Genomic DNA, 12,211 nt, shown 5'->3' on the forward strand with positions numbered 1-12,211 from the left:
CTTCGTCTTACCCGACTTTAGCGGAGTGTTTCTCGCTTTCGCAATTCGGCGCGTTCCGCGCTTTCCCGCTGAAAGTTTGAAGCCTTATCCGCCTCCGTCCTGGAGGACTTTATCGGATCTCGTTTTGTTGTCCAACTCGGCGAATTCTCGCTCTTATCGGATAAACACGACATCCACGCCACACAGCACAAGACGGTCAAACTGCGGTTCGTCACGGTCGTGATGCCTGATCCGAAGACCTGACAGAGAGACTCTGAACCGAGCTGAAGCTCGAGAATGTTGGCGGCCGACTCAGGGGCCGGAAACCCGCTCGAAGACTCGAACTTGCTTCCCGCCGCACCCCGGCGACCAGATGAACATTACGCCTCAGTGACGCCCTTGCCAAATCGAGGAACGCCCCAGCGAAGGCGGTCACCTTCACTGGGGCGTTCTTGCAGGTCAGAGCCTACTTGAGGCGTACGCCGGCGAACTTCTTCTTGCCCCGACGCAGGACTACCCAGCCGTCCCCGAGCAACTCTTTTTCGCCGAGCGCCCCCTCAGCGTCCTCGACACGGACGTTGTTGACGTACGCCCCGCCCTCGGAGATCGTCCGGCGGGCCTCCCCCTTGGAAGAGACGAGACCGGCGGCGATGAAGAGGTCGACGTAGGTCGGCAGCTCTTCACCACGCTCCAGCTCGACGGCACCGGCTTCCGTGATCGCGGCGGCCAGCGTCGTACTGCTCAGGGTGGCCAGGTCGCCGCCGCCGAAGAGCGCGGCTGCGGCCTGCTTGGCCTGCTCGGTCTCCCCCGCCCCGTGGACCAAGGTCGTCATGTGATCGGCGAGCGCCTTCTGGGCCGCTCGAAGGAACGGCTTCTCCGCGTGCTGCTCCTCCAGGGTCTCGATCTCCTCGTGGGACAGGAAGGTGAAGACACGGAGCATCTCCCCCACCTTGGCGTCCTCGACGTTGAGCCAGAACTGGTGGAAGGCGTAGGGCGACATCATCGTCGGGTCGAGCCAGAGGGCGCCGCCCTCGGTCTTGCCGTACTTGGTGCCGTCGGCCTTGGTGATCAGCGGAGTCGTGAAGGCGTGGACGGTCTCGCCGGTGACCCGGCGGACCAGCTCGACACCGCCGGTGATGTTCCCCCACTGGTCCGAGCCACCGAACTGAAGACTCACTCCGTGCGTACGGAAGAGGTTCAGGTAGTCCATGGACTGCAGGAGGATGTAGGAGAACTCGGTGTAGGAGATGCCGTCCTCGAGACGCTTCTTCACCGTGTCACGGGCGAGCATCCGGTTGACCGGGAAGTGCTTGCCGATGTCGCGGAGGAAGTCGATCACCGACAACGACGCCGTCCAGTCGGCGTTGTTGACCATCGTCGCGGCGGTCTCGCCCTCGAAGGAGACGAACCGCTCGATCTGGCTACGCACCTTCCCGACCCATTCCTTGACGGTCTCCGGCGAGTTGAGCGTGCGCTCACCCGAGTCGCGCGGGTCGCCGATCATGCCGGTGGCACCGCCGACCAGTACGTAGGGCGTGTGGCCCGTCCGCTGCAGGCGCATCGCCATGGTGATCTGGAGAAGGTTGCCCATGTGCAGGCTCGGCGCGGTGGGGTCGAACCCGATATAGAACTTCACACTCCCGCCGGCGAGCGCTTCTCGGAGCGCGTCGCGGTCCGTCGAGTCGGCGATGAGGCCTCGCCACTCGAGGTCGTCGAGGAGTGTGGGATCGATGGACACGTGGTGCCTTTCTCAGGTCGTTCTCAGATGGTGTTTCCGGGGCCCGGAACGGGTTGTCCCGGAAGCAAGGGTAGTAGGCGATACCCCCTAGAGTTGACCACTGGCGAACGCGTTCAAGATTTGAGGGGACCTGGGTGATCGCAGGGAGGTACCGGCTCGAGAGGGAGCTCGGCCGGGGAGCGATGGGAGCCGTCTGGCTCGCCACCGACGACATTTTGGGGCGTTCGGTCGCGCTCAAACAGCTGATCGCACTCGACGGCGTATCGGATGCCGCGGTCGAGCGCGAGGCACAGCTCGCCGCACGACTGGTCCACCCGAACGTCGTCGCCGTCTTCGACCTGGTGCGCGATGACGACAAGCCGTGGCTGGTGATGGAGTACGTCGAGGGGAAGACCCTTGCTCACATGGTGCGCGACGACGGCCCGCTGCCGATCGAGGACGCCGCGAGGCTGATCGGTCAGATCGCCTCCGCCCTGCGCTCGGCCCATGCCGCCGGCATCGTCCACCGGGACGTGAAGCCCGCCAACATCGTGGTCGGCCGCGCCGACCGCGCGAAGCTGACCGACTTCGGGATCGCGCGTGGCGTCGACTCCCAGACCACCCAGACCGGTCAGGTCACCGGCTCCCCCGCGTACCTGGCTCCGGAGATCGCCACCGGCGGGCGGGCCACGCCGGCCAGCGACATGTGGTCGCTGGGGGCCACGCTGTTCCAGGCGCTGACGGGCGAGCCTCCCTACGGGATCGGCGACAATGCTCTGGCGACGCTGTATCGGGTGGTGCACGAGGACCCGCCGCGTACGCCGCTGGCAGGTCGGCTCGCGCCGCTGCTGGAGCACACGATGGCGTACGACCCCGCCGAGCGATGGTCGGCCGAGGACGTCGTCGACTTCCTGGCCGGGCGGTTGGCGGCCGAGAAGCTGGAGCCGGTGGCGCTGCGTACGCAGACCCTTGCCGCGGTCGCGGCACCGACTCCGGCCCCGGCCGCGCCTTCGGGACTGGCACAGTCGACCAGCACCCCGGCGCGGCGCCGCTGGTGGCCGATCGCGCTGGTCGTCGCTGCGGCGTTGGTGCTGGTGGTCGGTGGAGCACTGTGGGCCAATCGCGGCGAGGAGCCGAGTGCGAAGCCGAAGCCGGTCGCGTCCGGATCGCCGCTCTCGGAGGCTACCGACGAAGCCACGGACGAAGCGGACGAGGAGTCGGAGGAGGCATCGGAGAAGCCGCCACCCAGCGAGACGGCCAGCGAGTCCCCGAGCCAGAGCCCCTCGGCGACCGAGACCTCCGGCGCGACCGCCGAGGGGATCGACGCCTTCATCCGCAGCTACCTCGCCACCGCGCCCGCGAACCCCGACGCCGCCTTCAGCTCGATGCTGACCCCTGCCTTCCAGTCCAGCAGCGGCGGGATCGAGGGCTACCGCGATTGGTGGACCACCGTCGCGAGCACCAGCGTCGTCTCGGTCTCCCCCAGCGTCGACCCGCTCAAGGTCACCTACACCTACAACTACGCGATGAAGGACGGCCGCAAGGACGGCGGCACGGTGACGTTGGGTCTCGTCTACGCCGACGGGAAATACCTCATCAACAGCGAGGGTTGAGCGCCGAGCTCCTCAGAGGAGCTTGCCCAGCGGGCCCAGGTCGATGTTGAGGTCCTCCGGAGCGAGCCCGAAATGGTCGCGCAGCTCTGTCATCTTCTCGTCCAGCAGCATCAGGGTCTGCCCCAGCCGCTCGATGTCCTCCTCGCTCAGGCCTCCCGCATCCATGCGGCGGATCGCCTGGCGCTCCATCAGCTGCCGGAGCAGCTCCACCAGGGTGAGCACGAGCTGTACGAGCCCCTTCTCGACGGATTCCGGATCCGCATCGATCCGTCTGCTCAAGGCGGAGGGCAGGTCGGTCTCCCCGTCCAGGTCCAGGGGCCATGGATCTGTCTTGTCGGGCCGCGTCATGTGCTGACCTCCTGGCAGAAGCTGAACGGGGGCCACGGGCCGGTGACCATCACCTCGTGCCGGCTCGTGGCCCAGTCTCGAACGGCTTCCCGGGCATCCTCCACGCGCTCGTCGGGGAGCAGGACCGACAGCCGCGCCTCCTGCGGACGGACCGACGGCAGCGTCGTGAGCTCCGAGGCGTAGGGAGCGAGCAACGTCCTCAGCTCCGCGGTCTCGGCGTCATGCTGCTTCAGCTCCGCCGCGCGCCGGCGGAGATAGTCCGAACCCGTCTGCTCGTCCTTGACACGTTCGGAGACACGATCGGGGACACGATCGGGCAGCGGAAGATGGACGATGCACTCGCTGTGCCCTGTGACAGCGGCGATCCGGTCGGTCCACTCGCTCTCGCGCTCCGCGACCAGCTGGTCCAGCTCATCGGTGTCGCTCACGACCGCCCCGAAGCGCATCGGCAGCACGGGGACGTACGACCACAGCTGGTGGAGGACTCGTCCGAACCCGAGGAGCTCGCGCGTCGACCGCTCGGGCGGCTCCGCTCGTGGTTGGACGAAGACAGTCAACCCGCGGGAACGGTGTGCTTGCAGCGGGGGGTCGACCATCTCGCCGGTGCTGCCGGCAGCCGCGGTCGCCACCGCGTAGAGGAGCATCATGGCTGTCTCCCGGACCCGGGTAGCGAGACCCTGTGGGCCGGGGCGAGAACCAGGCGCAGGCCGAGGTAGACGAGGTCGACTCCGGCGAGCGAGAGGACGATGTCGCCGCCCACCACGACACCGCCGTCGATCAGACGGTCGACGAGGTCGACGAGCGAGGTCTCGTCGAGTGCGGGAGAACGCTCGAGCGTCATGGCACCGCCCCGCTCAGGTCCTCGTCGTGCGGCTCTTCCGCAACGACGAAGCTGTAAGGCGGCCACGGCCCGGTCACCTCGATACGCATGGCGGCGGTGGCGACCAGATGGTGGTGGAGCTCTTCGGCGACGCCTAGGAATCGCTGCTCCTCGTCCCGCGCCACGAGGTAGGCGCTGTTGAGCAGCATCGGCTCGTCCCGGCCGGTGACGGCAGCGTCGAGCGGGGCGCGCACGACGCTCGCGGCCGAGCCGCGAGCCAGCGCCTGGTCGGTCTGCGTGAGGGCGACCTCGCGCCGTCCGCGTTCGGTGCTGCGGGCGTCCTGTTGCGACCGGCGCCGTTCGAGGTATTCACGGCCGCTGCGCGGGGTGGTCGCCTCGGTCGGGCGTGGAGACGAGGTCGGGAAGATCTGGACGGACCACTCGACGCGTCCGGCCAGGAACCGCCACGCACGTTCGAGGACCTGGCGACTCGAGTCCAACGCCGCGACCAGAGCCTCATCGCTCGGGTAGATGCCGGGCAGCTGCAGCGGCAGTACGTCACCGTGCTCGACCAGATGCTGGAGCACGTCGTGATGAGCAGCGGCGACGGGCGTGACCCACCGGGTGTCCTCCCCGTGCTCCGCCCACGCTGCCTCGCCGAAGGATGCGGCCGCCAGATCGCTGACGACCACCTCGAGGTGGTGGAACGGGATGGTGCGAATGTCCGCGTTCATGATCCCGCGCTCAGGCATGGGCCGCGGCTCGTCACCCTGGACGAGTCCGTACGCATGGACGACTGCGGCCGGGTCAGCGCCGCTCACGACTCTTCTCACCTTCCACGATCTGGCTCTCGCCGCCGATGCTGCGCTCGAGCGCCTCGAGCCGCTGACGGAGGTCGAGCTCCTCGTCCTGCTTCTGCTGGTCCTCGAGGTTGCTGACGAACGGGTCGCCCTCCCACCAGTTGATACCCATCTCGCGGGCCTTGTCGACGGAGGCCACCATGAGTCGCACCTTGATGGTGAGCAGCTCGATGTCGAGCAGCCGGACCTGGATGTCACCGACGATGACGATGCCCTTGTCGAGAACACGCTCGAGCACGTCGGCGAGGCTCTCGGATGAGGACTGGGGCCGGTTGCTCACGAACATCGGCGAACGCTGGGTCTCGGTCATCGCTCCTCCACCTGGGCTCGGACGTAGCGGTGGACACGGCGATAGCCCGTGATCTCCCCGCCCGTGTCGACGGTCACCTCGTAGGAGGCAAGGACATCGGTCGTCTCCGGAACTCGTTCCAACTCGAGGATGTCAGCGTGGACGACCCAGCCGTCGTCGTCGCGACGGACTGCCGTGACGCCCTCTGCGGGACATCCCACGAGTGCCTCGAGCTCTTCGAGCACATGCTCGGCGATCGAGGACAGGGTGGGTTTGCTGGGCTCACTCATGCCAGCCTCCGGCCATCAGGCGCTGTACGAGAGCCTCCTCGAGATCGGCAGCCTCCTCCTCGGTCAACAGGCCGGCCTCCCGCCGGGCGTCGACGTCCTCGAGCGCCGCTTGGATCGTGGCCGGGTCGAAGTACTGGCTCTCGGCCTCGTCGCGGATCTGCTCAGCCACCCACACCACACCGCGCACGGGAGCGATGGGCAGGGTCAGCAGCTGCGTGATCAAGCCCATGAGAGCTCTTCCGACGAGGCAGCGTCGAGAAACGCGTACGGCGGCTGCGGGCCGACGTAGCGAAGCGACGCCAGCGGTGCCAGATCCTCGCGCAGCGTGGTGACCATGGCGTCGAGCTCGCTCTGCCGGTCTCGCTCGACCAGCAAGAACACCTCGGCGGCCTGCAGAGCTCCGCGGAGCTCGCCGAGGGAGACGGCGCGGGCGGTCGGGGCGACCTGGTCGACGACGCCGTCGCCGACCTCGGCCCGCAGCGCTTCGAGCGCGGCCGCGATGGCCTCGCCAAGACGTACCTCCGCCGAGTGCCGGTCCTGCGGGGCGGCTCGACGTACGTGGTCGCGCAGCGCGACGAGATCGGGGTCTCGCCGCAGCACCTCCTTGAGCGCTTCCTGCTCGATCAGGTCAACCGCGACGGTGAGCTGCAGCAGGCCCTCGAACCGTTCCAGGAGCGGGCGGATCTCGTCACCGCGGCTTTCGATCAGCTCGTGGCGCACGGTGTCGTCGTCCGGCATCTCGATGCCGAACTGCATGGGCAGCACCGTCCCGAGCGCAGCCATCGCCTCGAGCGTGTGCGCATGCGCCATCAGGTCCTCGCGCAGCACGCGCGAGTCGGCGTCCACATCGCTGACAAGGACCCGAAGGCCGTCGCCGTCGACGTGGCGCAGCGGACGTTTGGATCGTCCCTCTCGGTCCACGGGGACCGTGACCGAGGTGTCCGTGACTCCGTAGACGTGGACAGGCACGATCAGTCCTCCTTGTCCTTGGTCTGTCTGGACGTGCTCTTCCGAGTGCGCCGAGCAGGCTGCTTGCGACCCTGACCTTCGTGCTCGTCGTCGTTCTCGTCGTCGTTCTTGTCGTCGTCCTCATCGTCTCCGCCGAGAATGCTCCCGAGCTTCTCCTTGGCTCCTTCGATCGCTCCGGATGTCTTCCCCTTGGCTCCGGACTCGGTCACCCCCTCGATCAGCTCCGGGATGCCGTGCGTCTGGGTGTCGGTGAGGTCCAGCCGATTCACCGCCTCGGCGAAGCGTAAGTAGGTGTCGACGCTGGCGATCACGATGCGCGCGTCGATCGTCAGCAGCTCGATGCCGACGAGCGAGACGCGCACATAGATGTCGATCACCAGACCCTTGTCGAGGATCGTGTCGATGACGTCGGCGAGGCTGCTCGGAGCCGGGCGGTCGAGGTAACGGTTCTGCTGGGTGATGGTCATGACTCAGTCGCTTTCTGCCGGGGTGCCGGCGGGCACGGGTTGCTCGGCCCGCTTCAGTACGTGCTTGCGGATGTAGGCCCGGTTGGCGCCGAGCGACCTCGCCAGGCCGGATTTCCCGCACCCGACGAAGTAGCCGATGCACCAGTCGAGCTGCTGCAAGGCGTCCTCGGTGGCGGTCCGATAGCGATCGACCTCCTCCATGAGCTCCTCGACGTCGCGCTCGAGCTCCTGGACACGGCGTTCGTCGTCGGTCATGGTCAGGATGCCTTCGTGGAGGAGCCGGAGGACGTACGCCTGCTCGTGCTCTGCTTGCTGGCGCTCTGCTTGCTCGGGCTCCGCTTGCTCGCACTCCGCTTGCTCGCGCTCTGCTTCGTCGGGCGCTGCGTGCTCGTGGTCTTCTTGGCCGCCGGCTTCTTGGCAGCGGTCGTCTTCGCAGCGGTCTTCTTGGCTGCCGGCTTCTTGGCCGCGGTCTTCTTGGCGGTCGTCCTCTTCGCCTGCGGCTTGTCACCGGACGACCCGTTCCCGGAAGACCTGTTGTTGGAAGAGCTCCGGGAGCTGCTCGCCGTACGGGCCTGCGACCTCCCGCTCCGCTTCTGACTCTTCTCCGAGCCCTCGCCGGAACCGTCGTCCACGACCTCCTTGTCGTGGATCTCGCCCGTCCACCCCTCGATCTCGTCGCGGTGGAGAAGCGTGTGGTTGGCCACGTGACGCCGGAAATGCTTCATCTCCAGGCGAACTCGACGCCCCTGGGCTCGCCAGAGGTTCCCGGTGTGCTCGAAGAGGCCCTTCGGGTGGTACTCGAGCGAGACGAGGATCCGGGTCAGGTTCGGCGCGAGCTCGTGGAAGGTGACGGCGCCGTCGACGCGTCCCTTCTCGCTCTCGCTCTTCCACACGATGTGCTCGTTCGGCACCTGGTCGAGGATGGTCGCCTTCCACGTGCGGTGGGACCAGAACACCTGGGCCTGCCACGTCAAGACCTGTTCGTCCTCCTGCGTGACGTTCTCGACCTTCTTCATGAACGACGGGAATTCCTCGAACTGGGTCCACTGCTCGTAGGCGACGTCCCTGCTGACGGGTACGTCGACCGTCTCGACGATGTTGGTCACCTTGAGCTTCTTGCCGGTGGGCTGCTCGCTCTTGTTGAGACCGCCCGAGACCTTGTCAACGGTGTCCTTGACCTGAGTCGCCGTGTCCTTGACCTGGGCGGCGGTGTTCTTCACCTTGCCGACCGGAGCCGTGACCTTGTCGACGGCCGCCTTCGCCCCCGCCTTCACGGTCGAGGCACCCTTGGATGCCTTCGCCCCGTTCATCGAAGGGATGCCGTCGGCGAAGCCGGTCAGTCGGTCCGTGAGCCCCTCGACGCCGCTTCCCAGCTTGCTCAGGCTCCGCTTCCCGAAGGCGCGGCTGAACCCCACGACCTCCTTGCGCAGCCGATCAACGGGTAGCTGCGACAGCAGGCCCGAGTCCTCCGGTTCGGCAGCCGCTTTCTTGCGAGTCTGTTCCGTCATGACTCAGGCACCTCCTGTCGGCGCACCTGCGCGCTGACGACGGGCACTCCGCGCACGCCGGCGCGGCTTTTCCTCTTCGTCGTCCTCGTCCTGCTGGTCCGCCTCGTCCTCGGGCTCGTCCTCGGGCTCGTCTTCGGGCTCTTCCTCGTACTCGTCCTCGGGCTCTTCCTCCGCTTCTTCGTCGTACTCGTCCTCGGGCTCGTCCTCAGGCTCTTCCTCGTACTCGTCCTCAGGCTCCTCACCCTCGGCTTCGTCGTCGGCTTCGTCTTCGGCTTCGTACTCGTCCTCGGGCTCCTCGTCCTCCGGAACCTCGTCGGTGTCCTCGTCGGTGTCCGTGTCGGTGTCCTGGTCGGCGTCCTCATCGGATGACGACGCGCCCCAGAGCGTGCTCCGCTCGTGCAACCGATCGCTGAGCTTGTCGATCTGGCTCGCGGCCGCGGCGACCGCGGCCGCCTTACCAGCCGTGACGAGCTTTCCGCTGACCTGCTGTCCGAGCTTCTGTACGTCCGACGAGCCGCCAAGGCTCTGCGTACCGATCTTCAGCAGCTCGAGGCTGCGGTCGCGAACGGCGCTGTTGCTGAGCGCCGACCCGACGATCACGGCGAGTCGAAGCTTCTTGAACCGCCCGAGCACGTACCCCGCCGCGACGGCGGTTCCCACTCGTGTGGTGACAGACATGTTGGTGCTCCCTCCTCGGGCGGCCCTCCAACCACCCGCGTACCCCGGGAGGTACCCGTAGAGCCACGTGACATACCTCACATGCCTGAATTCGTGCCACCCGCAGGCGCAGAGCGCTGGTTGACCTCCGGACATTGACGTCTGGCTGGTGGCGGGCGACACCGTTCTCGAGGCAGCGTTGAAGGTCGGGCGCAAGGACGAATGCCTAGAGCCGCACGATCAACATTCTTCGCCTGTGCCGGCGTGGCAGCAGGTCATCGACGCGTCACCGATCAGGTGATGCCCCGAGGACGGAAGCCACGGCCGAGCGGCTCATCGTCACGAGTTCTGAGATCACAGCGTTCGCATTCCGTCCAAGGCAATGCTGAACGCACGCTCGCGCTGGTCGGGGCTGAGGTACTCGACCGCAGCCACACCACTGATCACGCGAAGCACGGTGTCGATGTCGACATCCTGTCGGACCGATCCGTTCTTCTGCGCACGCTGAAGGAGCGGCTCCCCTGCCGCATACATCGCGTTGCGACATGCTCTGAACATGTCGGAATCGCGGTTCAAAGCCTCGGCGATCGCTCGCTTGGTCGCGACGTAGCCCGCGAACCTCTTGAGCCAGGCCTCGAACGCCGCGTCGGGAGAACGACCATCTACCTCCGACGCTGCACGGCACAGGTCCTCGACTTCTGTGACGTACACCGCGTCGAACAGATCCTGCCGCGTCGGGAAGTTCCGGTAGAGCGTTCCGATGCCAACACCAGCCCCTCGAGCGATCTCCTCGAGAGACGCACCTGTGCCGTGCTCGGCGAACGCCTCCCGGGCAGCCACCAGCAGAGCGTCGTAGTTCCGACGTGCATCTGCGCGATGCGGGCGCCGCAGCTCGACGTCAGGCAGGTGCCAGTCAACCACTCGGTCGTTCATCACGATCTCCCATCGGGTACGCGGACAATCCCCTTTGAATCGGAGGCCACCCTCCGATAAAGTGGAGGGTGGCCTCCGCACAAGAGGAGGTATGCCTCAACTTTAGCGATCGCCCCGATGCGCTTGATGCGCCGACGGGCCAGTGGCTCCCAGCTCCCACACGGAGCGAGCGGCACCACGATCCTGCGACCCCACCGGATCGCACCTAAGAGAACGGATAGACAGATGGACCTTCACCTTGCAGGCAAGCGAGCACTCGTCACCGGATCGAGCTCCGGTCTGGGCGCCGCGACGGCGCAGCTGCTGGCCAACGAAGGAGCGCACGTCGTCATTCACGGTCGCGACGAGCAGCGCGCACAGGAGGTCGCCGACGCCATCGTCGCGGACGGCGGATCCGCGAGCATCGCTCTCGGCGACCTGACCACCGACGCTGCCGCTGACGCCGTCGCCGAGCAGGCGCTCGCCGGCGGCGGGATCGACATCCTGGTCAACAACGCGGGCTCCTACAAGCACCTGTCCTGGACGGCAGCGACCTCCGAGAGCTGGGCAGAGACCTACAACGTCAACGTCATCTCCGGAGTTCGCATGATCCAGCGGATCACGCCGCAGATGCGCGACAAGGGTTGGGGCCGGGTGATCCAGATCGGCGGTGGCCTTGCCATTCAACCGATGAACACGCACCCGCAGTACAACGCGACCCTCGCGGCCCGACACAACCTGGCGGTATCACTCGCCCGGGAGCTTCGCGGGACCGGCGTCACTTCCAACATCGTCTCCCCCGGCGCGATTCTCGTCGATGCGGTCAAGGACCTTCTCATCGAGATCGCACCGGACCGCGGCTGGGGAAGCTCGTGGGAAGAGATCGAGCGCGGTGCCACCGACTCACTCGTTCCCAACGACCGCAACCGACTCGGCCGACCCGACGAGATCGCCGGTGCCGTCGCCTACCTCTGCAGCCCCTTTGCCGACTACATCAGCGGCGCCACCATCCGCATTGATGGCGGGCACGTCAAGAACGCCCACTGACAGACGACCGGGCGGGTGGGTCACCGCCCGCCCGGTCAACTCTCGAGGTCCATGAGCCGCTCTTCCATCGAGCCGCCGTCAACGGCACTGGTTCCAACCGACGAAGACGATGGTGATGATCGCTGGTACGGGGAACGTACGGGTTCTACAGACTCCGCAGACCCGCAAAATTTCGTTGAGTCATCGCTGGGCCCGCACAGGCAACGTGAGCGCCGCTCACGAGCGATGAACCGACATCCCACTTCTCCGGCGACAGAAAGCACCTCGGTCATGAAATCACGTCTGATGCGACGAGTCTCAGCCGCTGCCGCGGCCATCGCAGCGGCAACCACTGTGCTCGGCCTCACCACCGCGGCACCATCGATGGCGAACAGCTACGGCACGTGCCCTTACCCGAACGTCTGCTTCTACGACGACCAGCCCTACACCGGTACATACTTTCGCCGCTATCAGGACGTGACGGACTACTACCAATCGGTGCCGATTCGCTCCGGGCGGATCCGAGTCTGGAACACGCGCAATGACGACGTCGCGTTCGTCCGAGTCAGGAACACGAGTACTGGCGCCATCTACACGTGGTGCATGATCCCCAACAGCGGGCTCGACCTCAACAACAACTCGATCCCCACGGGTATCAAGATCCGCCCCAGGTCCGACTGCCCTAGCCCGGGCCTATACCCCGGCGAGTACTAAGGAGCCTGTCCCCCGGTGGCGGGGCGCCCCCCGGGAGGGGAG

At 66.6% G+C, this 12,211-nt stretch carries 17 protein-coding genes; 3 read left to right on the plus strand and 14 right to left on the minus strand.

Annotated elements, in window-relative coordinates; all coding sequences use genetic code 11:
- Positions 1-445: 445 nt before the first annotated feature.
- Complete coding sequence (gene tyrS / locus ACFV9G_RS28610; protein ID WP_378732639.1) at positions 446-1,717, minus strand: tyrosine--tRNA ligase; 1,272 nt, start codon at positions 1,715-1,717, stop codon at positions 446-448.
- Between the two features lie 134 nt (positions 1,718-1,851).
- Here tyrS and ACFV9G_RS28615 point away from each other — a divergent pair, with 134 nt between their 5' ends.
- Entirely contained in the window at positions 1,852-3,309 is a 1,458-nt protein-coding gene (locus ACFV9G_RS28615) for a serine/threonine-protein kinase (protein ID WP_378732641.1), read from the plus strand.
- Between the two features lie 12 nt (positions 3,310-3,321).
- Here the strand turns inward: ACFV9G_RS28615 and ACFV9G_RS28620 are convergent, their stop codons facing one another.
- From ACFV9G_RS28620 to ACFV9G_RS28680, 13 genes are all read right to left on the minus strand, one after another.
- Positions 3,322-3,657, minus strand: coding sequence for a gas vesicle protein K (locus tag ACFV9G_RS28620; protein ID WP_378732643.1), 336 nt, complete (start codon positions 3,655-3,657; stop codon positions 3,322-3,324).
- Positions 3,654-4,304, minus strand: coding sequence for a GvpL/GvpF family gas vesicle protein (locus ACFV9G_RS28625; protein ID WP_378732645.1), 651 nt, complete (start codon positions 4,302-4,304; stop codon positions 3,654-3,656). The genes ACFV9G_RS28620 and ACFV9G_RS28625 overlap by 4 nt, the downstream gene beginning before the upstream one ends.
- Positions 4,301-4,498, minus strand: coding sequence for a gas vesicle protein GvpJ (gene gvpJ, locus ACFV9G_RS28630; protein WP_378732647.1), 198 nt, complete (start codon positions 4,496-4,498; stop codon positions 4,301-4,303). The genes ACFV9G_RS28625 and gvpJ (ACFV9G_RS28630) overlap by 4 nt, the downstream gene beginning before the upstream one ends.
- Complete coding sequence (locus ACFV9G_RS28635) at positions 4,495-5,298, minus strand: GvpL/GvpF family gas vesicle protein (protein ID WP_378732649.1); 804 nt, start codon at positions 5,296-5,298, stop codon at positions 4,495-4,497. Before ACFV9G_RS28635 ends, gvpJ (ACFV9G_RS28630) begins: the two co-directional genes overlap by 4 nt.
- Entirely contained in the window at positions 5,285-5,647 is a 363-nt protein-coding gene (locus tag ACFV9G_RS28640) for a gas vesicle protein (RefSeq protein WP_378732651.1), read from the minus strand. Before ACFV9G_RS28640 ends, ACFV9G_RS28635 begins: the two co-directional genes overlap by 14 nt.
- A complete protein-coding gene (locus ACFV9G_RS28645; RefSeq protein ID WP_378732652.1) occupies positions 5,644-5,916 on the minus strand; it encodes a gas vesicle protein in 273 nt (90 codons plus the stop codon). Before ACFV9G_RS28645 ends, ACFV9G_RS28640 begins: the two co-directional genes overlap by 4 nt.
- Positions 5,909-6,145 carry a gas vesicle protein GvpG gene (locus ACFV9G_RS28650; RefSeq protein ID WP_378732654.1) on the minus strand — a complete coding sequence of 79 codons (237 nt, stop codon included), beginning with the start codon at positions 6,143-6,145 and terminating at the stop codon, positions 5,909-5,911. The genes ACFV9G_RS28645 and ACFV9G_RS28650 overlap by 8 nt, the downstream gene beginning before the upstream one ends.
- Positions 6,136-6,885 carry a GvpL/GvpF family gas vesicle protein gene (locus ACFV9G_RS28655; protein WP_378732656.1) on the minus strand — a complete coding sequence of 250 codons (750 nt, stop codon included), beginning with the start codon at positions 6,883-6,885 and terminating at the stop codon, positions 6,136-6,138. Before ACFV9G_RS28655 ends, ACFV9G_RS28650 begins: the two co-directional genes overlap by 10 nt.
- A gap of 2 nt (positions 6,886-6,887) precedes the next feature.
- The gene (gene gvpJ, locus ACFV9G_RS28660; RefSeq protein ID WP_378732658.1) at positions 6,888-7,352 is read right to left on the minus strand and encodes a gas vesicle protein GvpJ; all 465 of its coding nucleotides are present in this window, start codon (positions 7,350-7,352) and stop codon (positions 6,888-6,890) included.
- Positions 7,353-7,355: 3 nt separating this feature from the next.
- The gene (locus ACFV9G_RS28665) at positions 7,356-7,607 is read right to left on the minus strand and encodes a hypothetical protein (protein WP_378732660.1); all 252 of its coding nucleotides are present in this window, start codon (positions 7,605-7,607) and stop codon (positions 7,356-7,358) included.
- Between the two features lie 2 nt (positions 7,608-7,609).
- Positions 7,610-8,860, minus strand: a complete 1,251-nt coding sequence (locus ACFV9G_RS28670; protein ID WP_378732662.1) for an SRPBCC family protein — start codon at positions 8,858-8,860, stop codon at positions 7,610-7,612.
- A 3-nt stretch (positions 8,861-8,863) separates the two neighbouring features.
- A complete protein-coding gene (locus tag ACFV9G_RS28675; RefSeq protein WP_378732664.1) occupies positions 8,864-9,538 on the minus strand; it encodes a hypothetical protein in 675 nt (224 codons plus the stop codon).
- A 333-nt stretch (positions 9,539-9,871) separates the two neighbouring features.
- Positions 9,872-10,450, minus strand: coding sequence for a TetR/AcrR family transcriptional regulator (locus ACFV9G_RS28680; RefSeq protein WP_378732666.1), 579 nt, complete (start codon positions 10,448-10,450; stop codon positions 9,872-9,874).
- 225 nt (positions 10,451-10,675) lie between these two features.
- On the opposite strand from ACFV9G_RS28680, the gene ACFV9G_RS28685 reads away from it, so the two are divergent.
- Both ACFV9G_RS28685 and ACFV9G_RS28690 read left to right on the plus strand, forming a co-directional pair.
- Positions 10,676-11,476, plus strand: a complete 801-nt coding sequence (locus ACFV9G_RS28685) for an SDR family NAD(P)-dependent oxidoreductase (protein ID WP_378732668.1) — start codon at positions 10,676-10,678, stop codon at positions 11,474-11,476.
- Positions 11,477-11,527: 51 nt separating this feature from the next.
- Positions 11,528-12,169: a hypothetical protein gene (locus ACFV9G_RS28690; protein WP_378732670.1), complete on the plus strand. Its 642-nt coding sequence runs from the start codon at positions 11,528-11,530 to the stop codon at positions 12,167-12,169.
- Positions 12,170-12,211: the final 42 nt, after the last annotated feature.

It is taken from the genome of Nocardioides sp. NPDC059952 (assembly GCF_042730435.1).
In the GTDB taxonomy this organism is placed as follows: Bacteria; Actinomycetota; Actinomycetes; order Propionibacteriales; family Nocardioidaceae; genus Nocardioides.